The following is a 21,118-nucleotide window of genomic DNA, read 5'->3' as shown; positions in this document are numbered from 1 at the left end:
ATCAGGAAAGAGCAGTAGTGGCAGCGAAGAACGCAGGGTACTCCGTCCGAGGAGGACGACGGCGCATCCGCAAGCGTGCGGACATGCCGCTCCTCGGCGGCATCCGCCCCCCGATCGTCGTCCTGTGCGTACTGATCCTCGCCCTGGCCGGACTGACGGCGAAGGTGCTGGGGCCCGTCCGCACCACCGCCGCACCCGAGGCGGTGCTCGCCTCGCAGCGGTACTTCGCCGAAGACGGCGCCATCGCGCTGCGTGCGTCGATAGACGAACGGGTCGCGGACCTGGAGCGCACTGCCGGTGCGCTGAACGCGGGCCGTCCCGCCGAGCCCGAGAGCATCCTGTCGGACCTGGGCCACACCTACCAGAAGTGGACGGGGACGACCATTGTCGACCTGGAAAGCGGGGAGGTGCTCGCGGCGCGCGGCGAAACGATCCCTCTCGGCTGGCTCGACGAGGACGCCCTCGTCGGCACACAGGCCCTGATCCCCCGCATGGTGCGGCTGGAAACCGGAGACGTCCGCCTGATGAGCATGGCGGTCCTCGATCGGGCCGGCTCATCGCAGCAATTGCTGATCGCTTCGAGCAGCCTGTCCGTGCCCCCCATCAACCTGGGGCCGTTCCGCAGCATGTCCGTGGTGGCCAAGGACGGCGAGATCCTGGCCACCGCCGGCTTCGAACAGGCCGAAGCGCTCAACTCCGACCAGGAGCGCCAAGAGCTCGCCTTCCTGCGCAAGCAGATGACGCACCTCGCCGACCAGGCCGCGGTGCGGACCGAACAGCACCCCGTCCGTGCCAAGGAACCGGGCTCCCGGGGATACCCGGGTGTCAGCGGGAGCCTCGTCGGGGGCGAGTACAACGGACGCGTGGCCACGGTCGGGTACGCCTCCCTGGCCTCCTCCGACCCGGAGGAGAAGCAGAGCGTGGCCGCAGGCCTCGGGCTGACGGTCGTCGCGATGCTGCCCGTGGTCGAGCAGCAGGACGAGGGCCAGGACCGTTGGCTGCTCGGGCTGGCGGCAGCAGGCGCCCTCGTCCTGCTGGGGCTGGTGGCGGTGACGGTGCTCTGGAGCATGCTCCAGTTGCCACTGCTCCGACTGTTCCTGGAGTCGCGCCGGCTGGCCCGCGGGGATCTGCACCGGCCGGTCTCCGTGCCCCGCCGCGGCGAGGCCCATCGGATCGGCATCGCCCTGGAGCGCCTGCGCCGCCGCTTGAACGGTGAGGGCGAGCAGCTCGACGCCGTCCGGTCCGGGAGGGTCCGGCTCGGAGCCCGCGGACCGCTCGTGATGACCGGGGTCCTGCTGCTGCTCTGGTGCGTGCCCGTCGGGCTGTTGCTCAACCGCACGGACGGCTCGGTCAGCGTGCCGACCAGCATGGTCAACGACCAGCGGGAACGCACCGACCTGATCGCGGACCGGCTGCGCAGGGCGCTCAACGAGGCGCAGGCGGACCTCGTGTCCACCTCCCGCCTCATCGGGGCGAGCGATCACGCTTCCACGGTGGGCACGCTCGAGGACGTCCTCGCCAAACACCCCCGCTACCAGGCCCTGTACCTCGTCGGTCCCGACGGCTCCGTGACCGCCCGCGCGGGCGGTGAGCCGCACGCCTGGAGCACCGGTGAAGACCTGCCGCTGGTCCGCGTGTCCGGAAAGGGCGGGAAGGTGCCGGTCGTCCAGGCCAGCGCCCCGCTCGCGGAGAAGGAGGGCAGCACGCTGGTCGGCGAGGTCCGGGTGGAGTTCCTCAACTCCCTGCTCGCCCGGCCCGGCCTGGGGAACGCCCGGGTGGTGGACTCCGCCGGCCTGACCATCGCGGCGAACCACGGATTCCTCGCCTTCGAGAAGCTGCCCAGCGGCACGCTGGTCGATCTGGTCCGCGCGGCCGGTGTCCAGGTCGGTGCGGGCCCCGTCGAGAACGGACTGCTCATCCGCGAGGGAGGCGGCGTCACCGTGGCCGCGGCAGCCCCGTTCACCGGCGGCGGCGTGACCGCCGACATCGGCTGGACCGTCATCAGCTGGCAAGACGCGGCCCGCTTCCAGATCACCCCGTACGAGCGCGAGGACCGCAGCGTGCTGGCCGGAATGCTCGGCCTCGCCGCGGCCATCCTCTGCCTGGGCTGGCTCCACCTCGTCGTCATACGGCCCCTGCGCGCCCTCGCCGCAAGCGCCGAGAACCTGGCGGACGGCGACTTCAGGACGGTCCTCTACCCCCGTTACCAGGACGAGGTGGGCGCAGTCGTCCGCAGCCTCGAACTACTGCGCCAGCAGGCGCAGGCCCGCCGACACGACCAAGCCCACCGGCCCGCGGACACCCCGTCCGGAGCCGGCACGGGCGAAAGGTGACAAGGCCGTGCTCTACCTCTACTTCGTTCTCCTGGCCAGCAGCGCCTTGCTGCTGGTCGCGGGCATCATGGAACAGCGCAGGCACTACGCCGCGCTCCACACCATCCCGACCCGCGTCCTCGTCAACGGCATCCGCGGCAAGTCCTCCATCACCCGCCTCTGCGCGGGCGCGCTGCGGGGCGGCGGTCTGGTCACCGTCGCCAAGACCACGGGCACGGCCGCACGGTTCATCCATCCCGATGCCACCGAGGAGCCGGTCTACCGCAAGTTCGGCATCGCCAACGTGGTGGAGCAGATCGGCATCGTGCGCCGTGCCGCCACGTACCGCCCCCATGCCCTCGTCATCGAGTGCATGGCCGTCATGCCCGCCCTCCAGGAGGTCAACCAGAGCAAGCTGATCCGCTCGACCATCGGGGTGCTGTGCAACGTCCGTGAGGACCACCTCGCCGAGATGGGGCCCACGCTCGATGACGTGGCCCGCTCCCTGTGCCGCTCCATGCCCGAGAACGGCATCTGCGTCACGGCCGAGCGGGAACGCTTCCACATCCTGCAGGAGGAGGCGGACGCACGGAACTGCCAGCTCGTCTACGCGGACCCCGACTCGGTTTCCGACGCCGAGCTGCGCGGCTTCAGCTGGTTCACCTTCAAGGAGAACGTCGCCATCGCCCTCGCGGTCGCCGACCTGCTCGGCATCGAGCGGCAGGTCGCGTTGCAGGGCATGTACGACGCTCCGCCGGACCCCGGCGTGCTGTCCGTCGAGCGCTACGCCACGCCCGAGGGCAAGCGCCTCGCCTTCGCCAACGTCTTCGCCGCCAACGACCCCGAGTCGACCCTGATGAACGTCAACCAGCTGCTCGACCTCGGGGCGATCAACCGCCCCCTGAACGTCGTCATCAACTGCCGTCCCGACCGCGTCGAACGGAACGGGCAGATGGGCGAGATCATCCCCGACCTGAAGCCGGACAACGTCTTCGTCATCGGGCACCCCGCGAAGAGCGCCATCGACGCCATCCCCGACGCCTGGCGCGCCAGGGCGATCGACCTCGGAGGCGAACGGCGCCCCGCCGAGGAGTTCATGCCGGCCGTGCTCGCCGCCATGCCCGACGGCTCCTCGCTCGTCGCCATCGGGAACATCCACGGCCAGGGCGAGGAGCTCCTGGAGTTCCTGGCCGAACTGCCCGCCGACGACAGCCCCGCCACGAAGGACGAGGACACCACGGCGAACCACGTCGCCCAACCCCCGCGGATCGACCCCTACGCCCCGTACCCGCACGTCTACGAGGACCGCTACATGGCGTCCCAGACCCTTCGGATGCGAGTGGTGCAGGAGGTCGCCCGGACCGACGGAGCGCCCCGTCACGCAGCGCCCCCCACCGGGCAACAGGGCGCCGAGCAGACCGGGTACGACGCGTCGTTCGGTTGGTTCCACGCCTCGGCCCACGAAGACGACCAGCCCCCGACACCGTCCTGACCCTTCCGGCACGACGGCCACACCGCCTTCGAAACGCCGCTTCACCCCCGTACACGCGCCCGGAGCCCCCGTTGACCACCGTCGCACTGACTCCCGAAATGGCTGCCCTGGGCATCGCCATCGGACTGCTTCTCTCCCTGCTGTGCTATCTGACCACCAACCTCTCCCCGGGCGGCATGATCACGCCGGGGTGGATCGCCCTGACGCTCATCGAGGACCTGCAGCGCGCCGTCATGGTCATCGGCGTCACGGCCTTGACCTACGCCGGCACCAAGCTCATGCAGAAGCTGGTGATCCTCTACGGCAAGCGCCTCTTCGCCGCCGTGGTCCTCCTCGGCGTGCTGCTGCAGGCCACCGTGATGATCGTCCTGTCGATCGAGTTCCCGTTGCTCTACGGCAACCAGACCCTCGGCTTCATCGTGCCCGGCCTCATCGCCTACCAGCTGGTCCGCCAGCCCAAGGCGCCGACCCTGCTGGCCACGGCCGCCGTCTCCCTGACGGCCTACATCGTCGTCGCCGCCGGCCTGCTGCTCGGCGTCATGCCCGTCGCCTGAGAGACAAGGGAAGAACCGAACCATGGCAGGAAAGAAGAAGACCCGTCCGGTGCTCTCGGGCCTGGTCGTCCTCGGTCTCGTCGCCACGTCGGGGTACCTCACCCTCGAACTGCGCAAGCAGGAACAGCCGGGCATCACGGAGGTGCGGAACGTCGGCGTGCTGAACGGAGTTCGGGGGCAGGCGTCCGACACGGGCCAAGAGGCCTCGGCGGAGCGCTGGTCACGGCTGGACAACCCCGCGCGCAGCGTGCTCCGCACCGCCGACGGACAGATCAAGGCGGTACTCACGGACGGCGCCCGCCTGGCCACCCTCAAGGGGCCCGCCCGCACGTTCGCCGAGCCCTCCTCGACCGCCTCCAAGGTCTCCACGACCGACTGGGTGCGACTCATGCCGGAGCCCTGGACCGAGGGCGCGGAGAAGGAGAAGTGGTTCAAGGACTGGTACGCGGAGTACGCGACCAGCAAGGAGGACGACGTCTTCGCCATCGCCTTCCAGTACGTCGCGGGCGCCCCGCAGGGCAAGGACGCGACCGGCCTCGTCATCGCGGGCGACGCGAACTTCGGCCCTCTGAACACGACCGGCGCCGAGGGCGGCGACCTGCGTCTCGAACAGTCGGACTTCTACGACTACCTCGGCATCCCCTACTCCTTCCGCGACGGCAACACCGGCACGCCGGAAGCCATGCGGGCCCGCTCGCTCGACTGCTCCGGCTTCATCCGCATGGTGCTGGGGTACCGCACCCGCTACCCCCTGATGTCCTCGGACAAGTCCGGTGACGGACTGCCGCGCACGGCCAACGGCATGGCGCGCTCCAAGGAAGGCGTGGACGTCCTGCCCCTCAACGGCATCACGCCCCAGGACAGGCCCACCGCCATCGACCAGCTCCAGCCGGGCGACCTCGTGTTCTTCAAGCTGGACACCCGTACCGCACAGCGGCTCGACCACGTGGGCATGGTCCTCGGCCACGACACCGAAGGACACCTGATCTTCGTCTCCAGCCGGGAAGAGGTCAACGGCCCCACCATCGGTGACGTCGGAGGGGTTTCCCGGCTGGACGGCAACGGCTACTACGCCAAGACCCTCCGCAGCGCCAAGCGGCTCTGAAAGGGCCTCGGCTCCCGCCCGCGCGGCGCCGCACGGAAGGCCGGGCTAGCGCGGGGCGCGGAGGCGGGCGTGGAGCGCGCGGGCGGAGGCGTCGGTGAGGTTGGCGATCTGGTCGACGATGACGCGCTTGCGGGCGCGGTCGTCACGGGCCGCGTGGAAGGCCTCCCGGAACTGCGGTTCCAGGCCGTCGGGGGCGCGGGCGACGAGGGCCTCGGCGAGTTCGGTCACGACGACGCGCTGGTCGGCGCGGAGGGCTTCCTGCTCGGCGCGCTGCATCACATAGCGGTCGGCGACGGCCTTGAGGACCGCGCACTCGTTCCGCGTCTCGCGCGGGACCACGAGTTCGGCGGCGTAGCGGGTCAGGCGTCCGGTGCCCGCCCCCGCCCCGGAGCGGCCCGGGCGGGGCCCCCAGGCCTGCCGGGTGGCCCCCTCGGCAGCCAGGCAGAAGCGCCCGATGAGCTGGCTGGTGGCGTCCTTGAGGCGGGCCTGGGCGACCGCGGAGCCGTCGTACTCGTGCGGCCACCACTCCTCGCCCATCAGCCGGTCGAGGGCGTCGGCGAGTTCCTGCGGATCGGTGCCCTCCGGTACGTAGCGGCCGATGGCCACGGCCCAGATGTCGGCGCGCTCGGGCTCGGCGAGCAGCAGCGCGGGGGCGACGTGACCGGCGTGCAGCCCGTCCTCGAAGTCGTGGACCGAGTACGCCACGTCGTCGGACCAGTCCATGACCTGGGCCTCGAAGCACTTGCGGTGGGCGGGTGCCCCCTGCCGGATCCAGTGGAAGACGGGCAGGTCGTCCTCGTACACGCCGAACTTGGGCGAGCCGGGGTCCTCGGGGTGGCCGCCGCGCGCCCACGGGTACTTGGTGGCGGCGTCGAGGGCGGCCCGGGTGAGGTTGAGGCCGACGCTGACGAGCTCCCCGTCCTCGTCCTTGACGAAGCGCTTGGGTTCGATGCGGGTGAGGAGGCGGAGCGACTGGGCGTTCCCCTCGAAGCCCCCGCAGTCCTTGGCGACGTCGTTGAGCGCCTGTTCGCCGTTGTGCCCGAAGGGCGGGTGGCCCATGTCGTGGGAGAGGCAGGCCGCCTCCACGAGGTCGGGGTCACAGCCGAGGGCGGCGCCCAGCTCGCGCCCCACCTGGGCGCACTCCAGGGAATGGGTGAGCCGGGTCCGGGGGCTGGCGTCCCAGGCACGGCTCCTGGTGCCGGGCGTGACCACCTGCGTCTTGCCGGCGAGCCTGCGGAGCGCGGCGGAGTGCAGCACGCGGGCGCGGTCCCGTTGGAAGGCGGTGCGCCCCGGCCGTTTGTCGGGCTCGGCGGCCCAGCGCTCGGTCGCAGCGGAGTCGTATCCGGGAGCGTCTGCGATGTCTGAGATGTGTGCGGTGCCCTTGGTGTCCTCGATGCCTTCCATGCCTCGAAGGTAACCGGGCGGACCGACAGAAGGGCTCAGATGGCGGCGAGTTCCCGCACGGGAGGGACGGTGCGGACCTGGTCGTAGCGGTGGAGCACCAGTCGGGCGAGGGCGGGGTGGGCACCGAGGGGTGCGGCGGCGAGCCAGGGGGCGTCGGCGGCGGCGCGGGTGGCGAAGAGGCCGGGGGCCGTGAAGCAGGAGGCGACGGCGACCCGGTGGCGGCCCCGGGCGACGAGCGCACGGACCGCTTCGGGGACGGTGGGCGCGGCGGCGGAGGCATAGGCGGGGACCACGGGCACGCCGCCGAGGCGTTCGCCGAGGAGGGCGGCGACACGACGGATCTCAGCGCCGGAGCGGGGGTCCCGGGAGCCCGCGGAGGCGAGGACGACGCCGGTGGCGCGGGAGGCTCCGTCCGCAGGGGTCCAGCCGGCCTCGACGAGTCGGTCGGCGAGGGCCTCGACGAGGAGGGGGTGGGCGCCGAGGGGGTCGGCGACGCGGGCGCGGAGGGCGGGTGCGGCGGCGATGGCGGCGGGCAGGTCGTGGCTGACGTGGTGGCCGGGGGCGAGGAGCAGGGGGACCAGCACGGCCTCGCGGCCCTCGGCGGCGAGCTCGGCGAGGGCGTCGTCGAGGAGCGGCGCGTTCAGTTCGATGTGGGCGAGCCGTGCGTCGAGTCCGGGGCGGAGCTCGCGGACCCGGTCGAGGAGGCGGCTCAGGGTGGCCCGGGCGCGGGGGTCGCGGCTGCCGTGGCCGACGGCGACGAGGGCGGGTGCGGGTGCGGTGGTGTTCATCGGGGTGCTTACCTCCTCGTCGTGCTTCCGCGGCCGGCGGCCGTACGGATGCACGTGGCCGAGTCGGATCCCGAGCTGCTCGGTGATCCTTCCGAGCAGCTCGGTGGCGCTGTCGAACGTGCTGTCCGGCTCCGTCATGCACCGATGGTGGGCGCGGCACGTTGCCGGACCGTTGCGCGGGGGTGACGACTGTTTTCCGTCACCTCACGGATGCGCGAACGGCGTCGTCAGCCGCTGCGGCGGGCCGTGCGGGCCTCACTCCCCCGGACCCCACGCATAGCGGACGTCCGGCTCGCGCTCCTCGTTGCGGTGGCCGTCGGTGTGCTCGACGGCGGTGAAGCCGTGCCGTTCGTAGAAGCGTCGCGCCGGGGCGTTGACCTGGAACGTCCACAGGGACAGCCCGGCCGTGCGGCGCCGCTTGGCCAGGTCGACGAGGCGGTCGCCGATGCCCCGGCCGCGCCACGGCGGGTCGACGTAGAGCTGGTCCAGCTCTTCGCCGTCCAGCACCATCATGGCGACGACCGAGCCGTCGACCGTGGCGACCCAGGTCTCCAGCCCGGGGACGACCACTTCCCGGAGCCAGGAGCGGACTTGTTCGTCGGTGTGGGCCCGGCGGACGTCCGGGAGCGCCGCCGCGTAGGAGCGGAGCCAGACGTCGGCCACGGCAGCGGCATCGGAGTCGGCGGCGCGCCGGAGAACGGGTTCGTCGATCTTCACGCCCGGATCGTACGGGGCCGCCCGCCTCCCCCTCCCCTCTTTTTTCATTCCGAATCACGGAATATCTTTTCCGTTATGAGAATGTCCCCGCCCGCGCTCCCCCGGCGCGCCGCCGCCGAGTTCATCGGCACCTCCGCCCTCGTGGCCGTCATCGTCGGCTCCGGCATCCGCGCCGACGCCCTGAGCCAGGACACCGGGGTACGCCTGCTCGCCAACGCCGGCGCCTCCGCGCTCGGCCTCGGGCTGCTCATCGCCCTCATCGGCCCGCTCTCCGGCGCCCACTTCAACCCCGTCGTGACGCTCTCCGAGTGGTGGTGCGGGCGCCGCCGGGGCACCGGGCACGAGGCCCTCGCCTACATCGGCGCCCAACTCGCCGGGGCCGTCACGGGCGCACTGCTGGCCGAAGCCATGTTCGGGCGACCGCCCGGCGCATGGGCCACCGAGCCGCGCTCCGCGCTCCACCTGCTCCTCGGGGAGGCCGTCGCCACGGCCGGGCTCGTCCTCGTCGTACGGGGTCTGCGCCGCATCGGCCGTCCCGGCCTCGCCCCCGTCGCGGTCGCCGGGTACATCGGCGCGGCGATCTGGTTCACCTCCTCCGGATCCTTCGCCAATCCGGCGGCCACCCTCGGGCGCGCCTTCTCCGACTCCTTCACCGGCATCGCCCCCGCATCGGTCCCCGCCTTCGCCGCCGCGCAACTCCTCGGCATGCTGCTCGGCATGGGCCTGGCCGGTGTGCTGTACGGAACAGAAGGGACGCCCGACGAACCGAATGCCACCGAACCACGTCGAACGGAGTGACCGACCGACACCGATCCACGGAGGTTCCCCCATGCCGGCACGGCTCACCCGGCCGTCCCCCCGCGCCACCAGGGCCCGTCGCCGCGCCGTGCAGGCCCTGATGCTGGGCACCGTCCTCGCGCTCGTCCCGGTCACCTGGACGCACCTGACGGCCGCCCCCCGGCTCCGCACCACCGCCGACGTGCCGGCCCGGGACGTCGCCGTCGTCTTCGGCGCCGGCCTGTGGAAGGGACGCCCCACCCCGTACCTCGCGCACCGCCTCGACACCGCCGCCGAGCTGTACCGCACGGGCAGGGTCCGGGTCCTGCTCGTCACCGGCGACAACAGTCGGACCACGTACGACGAGCCGAGCGCCATGCGCGCCTACCTCACCGCGCGGGGGGTGCCGGACGGACGGATCGTCAGCGACTACGCGGGCTTCGACACCTGGGACTCGTGCGTCCGGGCCCGACAGGTCTTCGGCGTCGACCGGGCCGTCCTGGTCACCCAGGACTTCCACATCAAGCGGGCCGTCGCGCTGTGCGGCCGGGCGGGTGTCGATGCGTACGGGGTCGGGGTGGCCGAACCCCACGACCGCACCTGGTACTACGGCACCACCCGGGAGCTCTTCGCGGCGGGGAAGGCCGCCCTCGACGCGGGACTTCGTCCCGACCCGCAGTTCCTGGGACCGAAGGAGAAGGGAGTCACCGAGGCCCTGGCAGCGGCCCGCAGCTGAGCGGCTCCCGGCCCCCGGCCCCCGGCCCCCGGCCCCCCGCCCCCCCCCCCCCGCCCCCCCCCCCCCCCGCCCCGCCCCCGGCCCCCCCCCCCCCGCCCCCCCCCCCCGGCCCCCGGCCCCCGGCCCCCGGCTCCCGGCTCCCGGCTCCCGGCTCCCGGCTCCCGGCGAGCCTCACCCTGCGGGGTGCCTCCCGCGGAGGTCATGGCACCCCGCCCGTAATACGAGGTGCCGCCCCGCGTAACACGTCGGACGCATGCTGACCGCATGTCCGACGCCGCCGCTGTCCCCACCCACTGCCCCTACTGCGCCCTGCAGTGCGGGATGTCGCTCCGCCCCACCGGCGATCCGGAGCTGCCCGCCGAAGTGGTCGAGCGGACCGGCTTCCCGGTCAACCGGGGCGCCCTGTGCGGCAAGGGCCGCACCGCCCCCTCCGTACTCTCCTCCCGGGTCAGGCTCACCGAGCCCCTGGTCCGCAGCCCTGACACGGGGGCGCTGGAGCCCGCGTCCTGGGAGGAGGCACTCGCCGCCGTCGCCGACGGGCTGCGCCGGACCCGCGCCGACCACGGTCCCGATGCCGTGGGGGTCTTCGGCGGCGGCGGTCTCACCAACGAGAAGGCGTACGCGCTGGGCAAGTTCGCCCGGCTGGTCCTCGCCACCTCGCAGATCGACTACAACGGCCGCTTCTGCATGTCGTCGGCAGCCGCCGCGCACCAGCGGGCCTTCGGCCTCGACCGGGGCCTCCCCTTCCCGCTGGAGGACGTGCCGAAGACCGGCTGCGTGATCCTCGTCGGCTCCAACCTGGCCGAGACCATGCCGCCCGCCCTCCGCTACCTCACCGAGCTGAAGGAGAACGGCGGCCGGCTGATCGTCGTCGACCCCCGTCGCACCCGCACCGCCGACCAGGCCGACCTGCACCTCGCGCCGCGGCCCGGCACCGACCTCGCGCTCGCCCTCGGCCTGCTGCACCTCGTCGTCGCCGAAGGCCGCGTGGACGAGGAGTTCGTCGCCGCGCGCACCGACGGCTGGGAGGCCGCCCGCGCCGGTGCCATGGCGCACTGGCCCGAACAGGTCGAACGGATCACCGGCGTGCCGGTGCCGCAGCTGCGGGAGGCGGTCGCGATGTTCTGCGACGCCGAGGACTCCATGGTGCTGACCGCCCGGGGCCCCGAGCAGCAGTCCAAGGGCACCGACACCGTCGGTGCCTGGATCAACCTGTGCCTCGCCACCGGGCGCGCCGGCCGACCGCTGAACGGCTACGGCTGCCTCACCGGTCAGGGCAACGGCCAGGGCGGGCGCGAGCACGGCCAGAAGGCGGACCAACTGCCCGGCTACCGCAAGCTCGACGACCCGGCCGCCCGCGCACACGTCGCCGGGGTGTGGGGCGTCGCACCGGAGTCGCTGCCGGGCCCCGGACGGAGCGCGTACGAGCTCCTCGACGCGCTCGGCGGCGAGGTGCGGGCACTGCTCCTCATGGGCTCCAACCCGGTGGTCTCCGCGCCGCGCGCCGCACACGTCGAGGAACGGCTGCGGTCGCTCGACTTCCTCGCCGTCGCGGACGTGGTGCTCTCCGAGACCGCCGCGCTCGCCGATGTGGTCCTGCCGGTGACCCAGTGGGCGGAGGAGACCGGCACCCTGACGAACCTGGAGGGCAGGGTGCTGTTGCGGCGCCGCGCCCTCGCCCCGCCGGAGGGCGTGCGCGGCGACCTGGAGGTGCTGCACGCCCTGGCCGGTCGGCTGGGCTGGGAGAAGGGCTTCCCCACCGACCCCGAGGAGGTCTTCGAGGAGCTGCGCCGCGCCTCGGCCGGGGGACCCGCCGATTACGCGGGCATCAGCTACCGCCGGATCGAGGAGGAGCAGGGCGTCTTCTGGCCGTGTCCGGACGAGGAACACGGCGGGACGCCCCGCCTGTTCCTCGACCGGTTCGCAACGGCCGACGGGCGGGCCCGGTTCGTACCGGTGGTGCACCGGGCGGCGGCCGAGGAGACGGACGCCGAGTACCCGGTCGTCCTCACCACCGGCCGGGTCGTCTCCCAGTACCAGTCGGGCGCGCAGACGCGACGGGTCGCCGAACTGAACGCTGCGGCGCCGGGCCCCTTCGTGGAGCTCCACCCCCGGCTCGCCGAGCGGATCGGAGTGGCCGAGGGCGAGCCGCTCGCAGTGGTCTCGCGGCGCGGACGGGCCGTCGCTCCGGCCCGGATCACGCCGTCGATCCGGCCGGACACCGTCTTCATGCCCTTCCACTGGTACGGGGAGGGACGGGCGAACACCTTGGTGAACCCGGCGCTCGACCCGGTCTCGCGGATGCCCGAGTTCAAGGTGTGCGCGGTGCGTCTGGAGCCGGTCCCGGACGCCGCCGGAACCAGTCGCCGGTCTCGATGAGCGGGCCGAGCGGGGTACCGGGGGCCGCCAGGTAGACCCATGCGCGTGCGGGAGCGCCGTCCCGGACGCGGAGCGCCGCGCGGGCGGTCCGCTCGTACCCGGCGCCGCCCTCCATCCGGTCGAGCACGGCCAGGAGTTCCGCATAGGCCTCGGGCGCGGGCGTCACCAGGGTGCCCGTGACCGTGCCGTCGCCGGGCACCGCGTACGGATAGCCGGGGCCGTCGTGCAGCAGGGTGCCCGGCAGCAGGGCCTCCTCCTCGACGACGGTGCGGCCGAGGAGGAGGCGGTCGTGGTTGTACGCGCCGGGCCGGAGCGTCCCGTACACGAAGAACGGCAGGGTCACGCGACGGTCGTCTCCCCGACGAGCCAGGCGAGGTAGGCGGCGGAGGCGCGGACGACGGGGGTGGCGATGACCTCCGGCGTCTCGTAGTCGTGTGCGGCGAGGAGGTGGTCCTCCAGGGCCTGGTAGCGGGCCTCCGTGGTCTTGAGGAGGACCTGCCACTCCTCGGCGGTCTCGACGGCATGCTGCCAGTGGTAGACGGAGGTCACGGGGCCGGAGACCTGGCCGCAGGCGGCGAGCCGGGCCTCGACGGCGCCCCGCGCGAGCGCTTCGGCCTTCTCGCGGCTGTCGGTAGTGGTCAGGACGGTCAGGGCGGTGAAGGCGGGAGTGGTCACGCCCTCACGGTAGCCGCCGTGGCCGCCGCTCACCCGTTCGGCACGAGGCGTCAACCGGCACCCCACGGACCGCTCCGACCTGCAGAAACACTGGAAATCCAGCCGACACACCGTACCGGACGGAGTAATCCTGATGCCCCATCAGCAGGCGAGGTGCGCGACGCGGCCCTTATCTCGGTCTTAGAAGGTCCGCCCCGGGACGTCCCTCCCGGAGCGAACCGCCCGGCATGACCGTTCGCGCGCCCCGGAGGACCCCCATGCGCACCACTGCCCGACTGTTCACCGGTACCGCGCTGGCGGTCGCAGCGATCGGGGCGTTCGCCGCCCCCGCGGCACACGCGAACAACCAGAACCACGAACCCTTGGAGATCTACCCCTCGTCCGCGTCCCCGGGCACCACCGTCACCGTGAACACCCTCGCCTGCGGCAAGCACGGCCACGGCGTCGGGGACGCGAACTCCCTCGGTGCGGGCGAGTTCCAACTGAACCCGAGCACGCACAAGGAGGTCGTGGTCGGACAGTTCACCGTGCCGGAGCACGCCAAGGCGGGTTCGTACTGGATCAGCGTGGCCTGCGACAACGGGAAGACCGCCCGGGGCGAACTGACCGTCAAGCACCGGAGCCCGAGCGGCCACGTCCCAACCGGTGTCGGGGGCAGCATCGGCCCCGACACCGCCCAGGTCACGGCAGGTGTGGCGGTGCTGGCCGCAGCTGCCGTGGGCGGTGCCTGGCTCCTGCGTCGCCGGGCGAGCGGCGCGCAGGGGCGCTGAGACCACACCGCCCGTCCTGCCCCCGCTGCGCGCCCGCACACGGCCCGGCGGGGGCAGGATCACTCCCGTGAACCGACCGAGGGAACCCAGGTGAGCAACAGGAGCAAGGGCTGGGGCGTGGCACTGGCCGCCTGCGTGGGAATCTGGCTCGTGCAGAACGGCTCGGAGGACGTGACCCCGCCCGTGCCGTCCGCCGCGCAGGCCTTCGCCGCCGGACCGAGCGTGCACACCGACGCCGCCGCCGATCCGCTGCCGGCCTCGGTTCCGGTGCGGCTGCGGATCCCCGAGACCGACGTGGACGCCCCGGTGATGGGGCTCGGCCTGGCCGCGGACGGCTCGCTCGACGTGCCGCCGGCCGGGAACCGGAACATGGCCGGCTGGTACGAGCAGGGCACCACGCCCGGGGCCGAGGGCACCGCGATCGTCGCAGGACACGTCGACAACGCCGAGGGCCCCGCCGTCTTCTACACGCTCGGCGCCCTCAAGAAGGGGCACCGGATCGAGGTGGACCGGGAGGACGGACGGACCGCCGTGTTCACGGTCGACGCGATCGAGGTGTACGACAACCAGAACTTCCCGGACGAGAAGGTGTACGCCGAAGCCGACCGGGCCGAGATCCGCGTGATCACCTGCGGCGGCGGCTTCTCCAAGAAGAGCGGCTACCAGGGGAACGTGGTCGCCTTCGGCCACCTCATCGGGGTCCGCTAGGCCGTCAGGCCCACTGGTCGAAGGCCAACTTCGCCACCAGCGACAGGACCACGACCAACAGCACCCCGCGGACGAACTCGGCGCCCTTGCTCAGCGCCATGCGGGCGCCGACCGTCCCGCCGACCAGGTTGAAGACCGCCATGACGGCGGCGAGCTGCCAGTAGACGCTGCCCTGGTAGGCGAACATCGCGAGCGCGCCCGCATTGGTGCAGACGTTCACGATCTTCGCGGTGGCGGAGGCGGTCACCAGGTCCAGATGGAGCACGGCGGTCAGCGCCAGGACGAGGAAGGTGCCGGTGCCCGGCCCGAACAGGCCGTCGTAGAAGCCGATCCCGCCGCCGACCACCACGATCGCGGTCACGATCCGGGCCCGGGTCAGCGGCGCCCGCTCCTCCCCCTCGGCCTTCACCCCGAAGGAGGGCCGCAGCATCACGAAGGCGGCGACCGCGAGCAGCACCACCATGATCACGGGACGCAGCACCTCGCTGCTGATCCCGGCGGCGAAGAAGGCGCCGCCCATGGATCCGGCGAGGGCCGCGAGCCCGATCCGCACCGCCGTCCCCACCCGCACCGGAGCCTTGCGGACATAGGTGACGGCGGCCCCGGTGGTGCCCACGATCGCCACGGCCTTGTTGGTGCCGAGGATGTGCGCGGCCGGTACCTGGGGCAGTCCGAGCAGGAGCGCGGGCAGCAGGAGCAGGCCGCCACCACCCACCACGGCGTCGATCCAACCCGCCACGAGGGCGGCGAGACAGAGCAGGACAAGGGTGGTCAGCGATATGTCGGGCATGCTCGTGAGCCTAGGGAGGCGGTCGTTGCGCCGTCCATCATTCCCTGGAGAGTTGAGCTACGTCTGAGCTTGCCGCGCCCGGTTCACGGTCCGGTGCGGGCGGTGCGGCCGGGGTGAACGCCGAGGTGAGCAGCGTCGCGGTGAGCGCTCCGGTCCCGAGCAGCGCCCCGGCGAGCCGCCGTCTGGCGCGCTCCGCGGAACGGCGCGGTGCACGGTGTCTAGGCACGGTCGAAGTCCTCGCTGTGGATGCGGGAGGCCGGTACCCCGGCCCTGAGCAGGGAGACGGTCGCGGCCCTGGACATGGCGGGCGGCCCGCACAGGTACACGTCGTGGGCGGCGAGGTCGGGCACCAGGTCCAGCAGCGCCCGGGGCGCGAGCGGGTCGAAGGCGCCGTCCGAAGGACCGAGCAGGAAGTGCAGGGCTGCCCGCCGTTCGGCGGCGATGGCCTCCAGCTCGGCCCGGAGGACGAGCCCGGCCTCGTCCGAGGCCCGGTGGAGGAGGGTGATGTCACCGGGGCCGCCGGGCAGGGTCTCGAAGAGGGCCCGCAGCGGGGTGATGCCGACGCCGCCGGCGAGCAGCAGGACCTTGCGACGGGTGCGGCGGTGTGCGGTGAGGGCGCCGAAGGGGCCTGAGGCGAGGACCCGGGTGCCCGGGCGGAGCCGGCGGATGCGACGGGTGTGGTCGCCGATCGCCTTGACGGTGATCCGCAGGGTGTCGTCGCGGACGGGGGCGGACAGCGAGAAGGGCAGGGCGGTCGCCCAGAGTCCGCGCCGGAGGAAGCGCCAACGGAAGAACTGGCCGGGTTCGGCGCAGAGTCCGGCCACGCCCCTGCCCCGGACGAGGACCGAGACGACCCCGGGGCCCTCGTCGCGGACCTCCTCCACGCGCAGTTCGTGGCGGAGGGCGGCGCGGAGGGGCACCACGATCCGGTACCAGACGAGGAGGACGGCGACGGTGCCGTGGGCCATCGACCACAGCCAGCGGGTGAGCAGGCCGCCGGCGAGGTCGGGGCCCGCGAGCTGGTGGACGAAGCCGAGCGCGGCGGCCAGGAGGCTGCCGAGGTGGACGGCCCGCCAGGTCTCGTGCCGCATCCGGCGGCGGACGGCCCGGGCGGAGGTGACGCCGACGGCGAGGAAGAGGCCGGTGCCGGCGGTGGCGGCGGCGATCGCCCGGTATCCGAGGAGGTCTCCGACGGCGGTGAGGAGATCGGTGCGGGCGTGCACGGCGTAGCCGCAGAGGGCGAGGACGGCGTGGGCGCCGATCAGTCCGAAGGCGTAACGGCCTCCGAGGGCGTGCCAACGGGCGAGCCGGTCGGCGCCGACGCCGTGCTCGACGGCGGGGATGCGGGCCATCAGCAGCAACAGGACGAGGACGCCGTACCCGGCGAGGAGGCCGCTGAGGTGGGCGCCGGTCGCGAAGAGGGCGTCGAGGCGGGCGGACGGGCGGGCCTGGAAGCCCCAGAGCAGGGTGACGGCTCCGGCTCCGGCGGCGACCGCGTTCCGCAACCGCTCGGGGGCGAGCCGCGGCGCGGGCGCCGGCGGCGCCTCGGCCGGGGGCCGCTCGGACAGCGGAACGGACAGGGGGGTGTAGAGGGGGTGGCTGGCCTCGGTGGTCACGTCGGCACCCTAGGGCGGCCGGTATACGGGAACGGCCGGCTTCGTCCCCCGCCCGGGATCCTTAAGCCGGGCTTGAGCCGAGACTGACCGCGCGTTAACCCGGCCGGCCCTCACAGCGTCCGTGGTCACGGGCGGAGATCAGCGTTCCGTACGGGAAACAGTCGGGATGCCGCCGGGTAACACCGGCCGCGCACCCTGTCCGTCATGAGTACACGGATCGTGGTGATCGGCGGCGGGACGGCGGGCGCCCGGCTCGCCCAGCGCCTGCCCGTCACCCTCCTCGGCGAGGAAGCGCACGCGCCGTACAACCGGGTGCTGCTCGCCGACGTCCTCGCCGGACGGTACGCCCCCGAGGTGATCGCGCTGCCGGAGACCCGGGAGCCGGTACGGCGCGGGGTGCGGGCGGTGCGGATCGACCGCTCGGCGCGGACGGTGGAGTGCGCGGACGGCTCCCTCGTCGGCTACGACCGACTGGTCCTGGCCACCGGCTCCAATCCCGTGCTGCCGCCGCTGCGCGGACTGCGGGGGACGACGCTGCCGACGGGCGTCCACCCCTTCCGCACCCTCGACGACTGTCTGGAGCTGCGCGCCCTGGTCCGCCCCGGAGTGCGGGCCGTGGTCATCGGCGGGGGGCTGCTCGGGGTCTCGGCGGCGCGGGCCCTCGCCGGCTCGGGGGCGGACGTGGTCCTCACCCAGCAGGGCGAACGCCTGATGGAGCGGCAGCTCGACGAACGGGCCTCGGCGCTCCTGAGGGAGCACGTCGAGTCCCTGGGGGTCGAGGTGCACACCGAGTGCCGGGTGAGCGGTCTGCGGCAGCGGGACGGGGCGGTCACGGCCGTCGAACTCGCCGACGGCTTCGTCCTCGACGCCCAGGTCGTGGTCCTGGCCTGCGGGGTCCGACCCCGGGTGGCACTGGCCCGGGAGGCGGGGCTCGACGTCGCGACCGGGATCGTGGTCGACGACGAGTTGCGGACCTCGGACCCGTACGTCCACGCGGTCGGTGACTGCGCGGAGCACGCCGGCCGCGTCTACGGCCTGGCGGGCCCGGCGCTCGAACAGGCGGACGTGCTGGCGGAGGTGCTGCTGGCCGGCACGGCCGGGCGGCCCGGCCCGGGGGCACCGCCCGGAGGGGGGCCGGGCGGTGCCCGCTACACCGGCACCCGCTCCCTCACCCGTCTGACCCTCGGCGGCCCCCTCCCGCTCGACCTGGCCGCCTTCGGCGAGGCCACCGCCCGGCCGGGTGACGACGTCGTCCAGCTCACCGACGCCACGCGCAGCGCCTACCGCAAGGTCGTCGTCCGGGGTGACCGGCTCGTCGGGGGCGTCCTCCTCGGCGACCTGGCCGCGGTCGGCGCGCTCGCCCGGGCCTGGGAGGGCGACGAAGCCCTTCCCGATGCCCCCCTGCTCCACCTGCTCACCCACGACGGAGGCTCCTGACATGAGCGCTGAGATGACCACGCACACCCCGACGATCGTCCTGGTCGGCCACGGAATGGTCGGCCAGCGGTTCCTGGAGTCGCTCGCCGACCGCGGGGTCACCGAGCGGGCCAGGATCGTGGTCCTCTGCGAGGAGCCGCGCCCGGCCTACGACCGCGTGCAGCTGACCTCGTACTTCTCGGGAAAGACGCCGGACGACCTGTCGGTGGTCGAGGCCGGCTTCATGGAGCGGCACGGCATCGAACTGCACGTGGACGATCCGGCGGTGTCCGTGGACCGGGAGGGCAGGACGGTCACGGCCCGCTCGGGGAAGGCCTTCGGGTACGACGCGCTGGTCCTGGCGACCGGCTCGTACCCGTTCGTGCCCCCCGTGCCCGGCAAGGACGCCCGGGGCTGCTTCGTCTACCGCACGATCGAGGACCTGCTGGCGATCGAGGAGTACGCGAAGACGGCGACGACCGGTGCGGTCGTCGGCGGCGGCCTGCTCGGGCTGGAGGCGGCGGGCGCGCTCAAGGGGCTCGGACTGGACACCCACGTCGTGGAGTTCGCGCCGCGGCTGATGCCGGTGCAGGTCGACGAGGGCGGCGGCGCGGCCCTGCTCCGCACGATCGAGCGGATGGGGTTGACCGTCCACACCGGAACGGGCACCCAGGAGGTCGTGACGGCGGACGGTGCCGTGACGGGCATGCGGCTCTCGGACGGTTCGGAACTGGCCACGGACCTGGTGGTGTTCTCGGCCGGTGTGCGGCCCCGGGACCAGCTGGCCCGGGACTGCGGGCTCTCGGTCGGCGAACGGGGCGGCATCGCCGTCGACGAGCAGTGCCGCACGTCGGACCCGGCGGTCTTCGCGATCGGCGAGTGCGCGCTCGCCGCGGACGGCAGGGTGTACGGCCTGGTCGCACCGGGCTACGAGATGGCGCAGACGGCGGCGGCGACGATCGCCGACGCGGCGGCCGCGGACGGCTTCACGGGCGCCGACACCTCGACCAAGCTGAAGTTGCTCGGTGTGGACGTGGCCTCGTTCGGCGACGCGCACGGCACGACCGAGGGCTGCCTCGACGTCGTGTACGCGGACTCCCGTGCGGGCGTCTACAAGAAGCTGGTGGTCTCCGCCGACGGGGTGCTGTTGGGCGGCGTCCTGGTCGGCGACGCCGAGCAGTACGGGGTGCTGCGCCCGCTCACCGGAACGGTGCCGCCGGTCTCCCCCGAACAGCTGGTGCTGCCGGCGGGGGCGGGCGCTCCGGTCGCGCTCGGCCCGTCCGCCCTGCCGGACGACGCGGTGATCTGTTCCTGCCACAACGTCACCAAGCACGCGATCGGTCAGTGCGCCTCGTTGGCCGAGGTGAAGAGGTGCACCAAGGCCGGAACGGGTTGCGGCAGTTGTGTGAAGACGATCGAGAAGCTGCTGCCGGCCGCCGCTGACCAGGGGCTCTGCGGTTGCTTCGGGTACACCCGGAGCGAGCTGTACGAGATCGCGCGCACCCTGCGGGTGACCTCCTTCGCCGCGCTGCTCGACACGCACGGGCGCCAGGAGGCACGGGGCGGCGAGGGCTGCGAGGTCTGCAAGCCGACCGTCGGCTCGATCCTCGCCTCGCTCAACAACGGCTACATCCTGGACGGCGAGCAGGCCTCCCTCCAGGACACCAACGACCACTTCCTCGCCAACCTGCAGCGCAACGGGTCCTATTCGGTGGTGCCGCGCATCCCCGGTGGCGAGATCACCCCGGACAAGCTGATCGTGATCGGCGAGGTGGCCCGGGACTTCGGGCTCTACACCAAGATCACCGGAGGTCAGCGGATCGACCTCTTCGGCGCCCGGGTGGACCAACTGCCCTCGATCTGGACCCGCCTGGTGGACGCCGGCTTCGAGTCGGGGCACGCCTACGGCAAGGCGCTGCGCACGGTGAAGTCCTGCGTCGGGCAGACCTGGTGTCGCTACGGCGTCCAGGACTCGGTGAAGATGGCGATCCGGCTGGAGCTGCGCTACCGGGGCCTGCGCGCCCCGCACAAGCTGAAGTCAGCGGTTTCGGGCTGTGCCCGCGAATGCGCGGAGGCCCAGTCGAAGGACTTCGGGATCATCGCGACGGCGAACGGCTGGAACCTGTACGTCGGCGGGAACGGGGGCGCGGTCCCGCGCCACGCGGACCTGCTCGCCCAGGACCTTTCGGACGCCGAACTGGTGCGGCTGATCGACCGGTTCTTGATGTTCTACATCCGGACGGCGGACCGCCTTGAGCGGACGTCGACGTGGTTGGAACGCCTGGAGGGCGGGCTCGACCACCTCAAGGACGTGGTGGTGCACGATTCGCTCGGCCTCTGCGAGGAGTTGGAGGCCCTGATGGCCGCACACGTCGCGGACTACCGGGACGAATGGGCGCAGACGCTCGACGACCCGGAGCGGCTGCGGCGCTTCGTCTCCTTCGTGAACGCCCCGGAAACCCCGGACCCGTCGGTCCGGTTCGTCCCGGAGCGCGACCAGATCAAGCCGGACCTCACGTTCCTCACCCTGGAAGGGGCCACGTCCCGATGACGACGCTCGAACTGTCCCCGGCCCCCGATTCCTGGATGACGGTCTGCGAGGAGGCCCGGCTGACCCCGGGCCGGGGCCTGGCCGCACTGCTGCCGGACGGCCGCCAGGCCGCGGTCTTCCGGGACCGGGCGGGCCGGACGTACGCGATCGACAACCGCGATCCGTTCACCGGAGCGCAGGTGCTCTCGCGGGGGCTGCTCGGCTCGGCGGGCGGGCGCCCGTTCGTGGCCTCGCCGCTCCTGAAGCAGCGCTTCGACCTGGAAACGGGCCGGTGCCTGGACGACGACGGGGTCACGGTGGCGGTGTACCCGGTCCGCACGAGGTGAGC

The 21,118-nt window shown here is 72.9% G+C and carries 19 protein-coding genes; 12 read left to right on the top strand and 7 right to left on the bottom strand.

Annotated elements, in window-relative coordinates; genetic code table 11:
- The first annotated feature begins 83 nt into the window (after nucleotides 1–83).
- The 4 genes from ACFW22_RS32440 (at nucleotide 84) to ACFW22_RS32425 (ending at nucleotide 5,463) form a co-directional block, all read left to right on the top strand.
- Nucleotides 84–2,333 carry a HAMP domain-containing protein gene (locus tag ACFW22_RS32440; RefSeq protein ID WP_386411664.1) on the top strand — a complete coding sequence of 750 codons (2,250 nt, stop codon included), beginning with the start codon at nucleotides 84–86 and terminating at the stop codon, nucleotides 2,331–2,333.
- Nucleotides 2,334–2,340: 7 nt separating this feature from the next.
- Nucleotides 2,341–3,804: a poly-gamma-glutamate synthase PgsB gene (gene pgsB / locus ACFW22_RS32435; protein ID WP_386411650.1), complete on the top strand. Its 1,464-nt coding sequence runs from the start codon at nucleotides 2,341–2,343 to the stop codon at nucleotides 3,802–3,804.
- Between the two features lie 71 nt (nucleotides 3,805–3,875).
- Complete coding sequence (locus ACFW22_RS32430) at nucleotides 3,876–4,358, top strand: poly-gamma-glutamate biosynthesis protein PgsC/CapC (RefSeq protein WP_386411648.1); 483 nt, start codon at nucleotides 3,876–3,878, stop codon at nucleotides 4,356–4,358.
- 22 nt (nucleotides 4,359–4,380) lie between these two features.
- Complete coding sequence (locus ACFW22_RS32425) at nucleotides 4,381–5,463, top strand: C40 family peptidase (RefSeq protein ID WP_386411646.1); 1,083 nt, start codon at nucleotides 4,381–4,383, stop codon at nucleotides 5,461–5,463.
- A gap of 45 nt (nucleotides 5,464–5,508) precedes the next feature.
- On the opposite strand, the gene ACFW22_RS32420 is transcribed toward ACFW22_RS32425, so the two are convergent.
- The 3 genes from ACFW22_RS32420 to ACFW22_RS32410 form a co-directional block, all read right to left on the bottom strand.
- Nucleotides 5,509–6,867: a deoxyguanosinetriphosphate triphosphohydrolase gene (locus tag ACFW22_RS32420; RefSeq protein ID WP_386411644.1), complete on the bottom strand. Its 1,359-nt coding sequence runs from the start codon at nucleotides 6,865–6,867 to the stop codon at nucleotides 5,509–5,511.
- Nucleotides 6,868–6,902: 35 nt separating this feature from the next.
- Nucleotides 6,903–7,793, bottom strand: a complete 891-nt coding sequence (locus ACFW22_RS32415; RefSeq protein WP_386411642.1) for a sirohydrochlorin chelatase — start codon at nucleotides 7,791–7,793, stop codon at nucleotides 6,903–6,905.
- Between the two features lie 117 nt (nucleotides 7,794–7,910).
- Entirely contained in the window at nucleotides 7,911–8,420 is a 510-nt protein-coding gene (locus ACFW22_RS32410; protein ID WP_386411639.1) for a GNAT family N-acetyltransferase, read from the bottom strand.
- Nucleotides 8,421–8,447: 27 nt separating this feature from the next.
- On the opposite strand from ACFW22_RS32410, the gene ACFW22_RS32405 reads away from it, so the two are divergent.
- From ACFW22_RS32405 to ACFW22_RS32395, 3 genes are all read left to right on the top strand, one after another.
- On the top strand, nucleotides 8,448–9,170 hold the full coding sequence (locus ACFW22_RS32405; RefSeq protein ID WP_386411637.1) for an aquaporin: 723 nt from the start codon (nucleotides 8,448–8,450) through the stop codon (nucleotides 9,168–9,170).
- Nucleotides 9,171–9,201: 31 nt separating this feature from the next.
- Nucleotides 9,202–9,885 (top strand): vancomycin high temperature exclusion protein, encoded by a 684-nt coding sequence (locus ACFW22_RS32400; protein WP_386411635.1) that lies wholly within the window; start codon nucleotides 9,202–9,204, stop codon nucleotides 9,883–9,885.
- A gap of 264 nt (nucleotides 9,886–10,149) precedes the next feature.
- On the top strand, nucleotides 10,150–12,264 hold the full coding sequence (locus ACFW22_RS32395) for a molybdopterin oxidoreductase family protein (protein ID WP_386411633.1): 2,115 nt from the start codon (nucleotides 10,150–10,152) through the stop codon (nucleotides 12,262–12,264).
- On the opposite strand, the gene ACFW22_RS32390 is transcribed toward ACFW22_RS32395, so the two are convergent.
- Both ACFW22_RS32390 and cutA read right to left on the bottom strand, forming a co-directional pair.
- Nucleotides 12,197–12,607, bottom strand: a complete 411-nt coding sequence (locus tag ACFW22_RS32390) for a gamma-glutamylcyclotransferase family protein (RefSeq protein WP_386411631.1) — start codon at nucleotides 12,605–12,607, stop codon at nucleotides 12,197–12,199. The two genes, ACFW22_RS32395 and ACFW22_RS32390, sit on opposite strands and share 68 nt — an antisense overlap.
- Nucleotides 12,604–12,939: a divalent-cation tolerance protein CutA gene (cutA, locus tag ACFW22_RS32385; RefSeq protein ID WP_386411629.1), complete on the bottom strand. Its 336-nt coding sequence runs from the start codon at nucleotides 12,937–12,939 to the stop codon at nucleotides 12,604–12,606. The genes ACFW22_RS32390 and cutA overlap by 4 nt, the downstream gene beginning before the upstream one ends.
- Before the next feature lie 257 nt (nucleotides 12,940–13,196).
- Here cutA and ACFW22_RS32380 point away from each other — a divergent pair, with 257 nt between their 5' ends.
- Both ACFW22_RS32380 and ACFW22_RS32375 read left to right on the top strand, forming a co-directional pair.
- A complete protein-coding gene (locus ACFW22_RS32380; protein WP_386411627.1) occupies nucleotides 13,197–13,709 on the top strand; it encodes a hypothetical protein in 513 nt (170 codons plus the stop codon).
- Between the two features lie 90 nt (nucleotides 13,710–13,799).
- Nucleotides 13,800–14,417, top strand: coding sequence for a class F sortase (locus tag ACFW22_RS32375; RefSeq protein WP_386411625.1), 618 nt, complete (start codon nucleotides 13,800–13,802; stop codon nucleotides 14,415–14,417).
- Between the two features lie 4 nt (nucleotides 14,418–14,421).
- Here ACFW22_RS32375 and ACFW22_RS32370 read toward each other — a convergent pair whose 3' ends face one another.
- Both ACFW22_RS32370 and ACFW22_RS32365 read right to left on the bottom strand, forming a co-directional pair.
- The gene (locus ACFW22_RS32370; RefSeq protein ID WP_386411623.1) at nucleotides 14,422–15,207 is read right to left on the bottom strand and encodes a sulfite exporter TauE/SafE family protein; all 786 of its coding nucleotides are present in this window, start codon (nucleotides 15,205–15,207) and stop codon (nucleotides 14,422–14,424) included.
- A gap of 218 nt (nucleotides 15,208–15,425) precedes the next feature.
- Nucleotides 15,426–16,823: a ferric reductase-like transmembrane domain-containing protein gene (locus ACFW22_RS32365; RefSeq protein ID WP_386411621.1), complete on the bottom strand. Its 1,398-nt coding sequence runs from the start codon at nucleotides 16,821–16,823 to the stop codon at nucleotides 15,426–15,428.
- Between the two features lie 204 nt (nucleotides 16,824–17,027).
- On the opposite strand from ACFW22_RS32365, the gene ACFW22_RS32360 reads away from it, so the two are divergent.
- The 3 genes from ACFW22_RS32360 to nirD are packed head-to-tail and all read left to right on the top strand — an operon-like array spanning nucleotide 17,028 to nucleotide 21,116.
- Entirely contained in the window at nucleotides 17,028–18,260 is a 1,233-nt protein-coding gene (locus ACFW22_RS32360; protein ID WP_386411619.1) for an NAD(P)/FAD-dependent oxidoreductase, read from the top strand.
- A gap of 1 nt (nucleotide 18,261) precedes the next feature.
- On the top strand, nucleotides 18,262–20,790 hold the full coding sequence (gene nirB, locus ACFW22_RS32355; protein ID WP_386411617.1) for a nitrite reductase large subunit NirB: 2,529 nt from the start codon (nucleotides 18,262–18,264) through the stop codon (nucleotides 20,788–20,790).
- Complete coding sequence (gene nirD, locus ACFW22_RS32350) at nucleotides 20,787–21,116, top strand: nitrite reductase small subunit NirD (protein ID WP_386411615.1); 330 nt, start codon at nucleotides 20,787–20,789, stop codon at nucleotides 21,114–21,116. The genes nirB and nirD overlap by 4 nt, the downstream gene beginning before the upstream one ends.
- The last annotated feature ends 2 nt before the right edge of the window (nucleotides 21,117–21,118 follow it).

Origin of the sequence: Streptomyces sp. NPDC058872 (assembly GCF_042743065.1) — a bacterium.
In the GTDB taxonomy this organism is placed as follows: Bacteria; Actinomycetota; Actinomycetes; order Streptomycetales; family Streptomycetaceae; genus Streptomyces.
The sequence above is the reverse complement of the archived record's forward strand: the minus strand, read 5'-3'. Positions and strand labels throughout refer to the sequence as shown.

What these genes read in the sequence shown, in the direction of transcription:
- ACFW22_RS32395 (WP_386411633.1), top strand. Translation starts at nt 10,150, where the DNA reads ATGTCCGACGCCGCCGCTGTCCCCACCCACTGCCCCTACTGCGCCCTG.
- ACFW22_RS32420 (WP_386411644.1), bottom strand. Translation starts at nt 6,867, where the DNA reads ATGGAAGGCATCGAGGACACCAAGGGCACCGCACACATCTCAGACATC.
- ACFW22_RS32440 (WP_386411664.1), top strand. Translation starts at nt 84, where the DNA reads ATGCCGCTCCTCGGCGGCATCCGCCCCCCGATCGTCGTCCTGTGCGTA.
- ACFW22_RS32380 (WP_386411627.1), top strand. Translation starts at nt 13,197, where the DNA reads ATGCGCACCACTGCCCGACTGTTCACCGGTACCGCGCTGGCGGTCGCA.
- ACFW22_RS32400 (WP_386411635.1), top strand. Translation starts at nt 9,202, where the DNA reads ATGCCGGCACGGCTCACCCGGCCGTCCCCCCGCGCCACCAGGGCCCGT.
- ACFW22_RS32415 (WP_386411642.1), bottom strand. Translation starts at nt 7,793, where the DNA reads ATGACGGAGCCGGACAGCACGTTCGACAGCGCCACCGAGCTGCTCGGA.
- nirD (WP_386411615.1), top strand. Translation starts at nt 20,787, where the DNA reads ATGACGACGCTCGAACTGTCCCCGGCCCCCGATTCCTGGATGACGGTC.
- ACFW22_RS32405 (WP_386411637.1), top strand. Translation starts at nt 8,448, where the DNA reads ATGAGAATGTCCCCGCCCGCGCTCCCCCGGCGCGCCGCCGCCGAGTTC.
- nirB (WP_386411617.1), top strand. Translation starts at nt 18,262, where the DNA reads ATGAGCGCTGAGATGACCACGCACACCCCGACGATCGTCCTGGTCGGC.
- ACFW22_RS32425 (WP_386411646.1), top strand. Translation starts at nt 4,381, where the DNA reads ATGGCAGGAAAGAAGAAGACCCGTCCGGTGCTCTCGGGCCTGGTCGTC.
- ACFW22_RS32410 (WP_386411639.1), bottom strand. Translation starts at nt 8,420, where the DNA reads ATGAAAAAAGAGGGGAGGGGGAGGCGGGCGGCCCCGTACGATCCGGGC.
- ACFW22_RS32360 (WP_386411619.1), top strand. Translation starts at nt 17,028, where the DNA reads ATGAGTACACGGATCGTGGTGATCGGCGGCGGGACGGCGGGCGCCCGG.
- ACFW22_RS32370 (WP_386411623.1), bottom strand. Translation starts at nt 15,207, where the DNA reads ATGCCCGACATATCGCTGACCACCCTTGTCCTGCTCTGTCTCGCCGCC.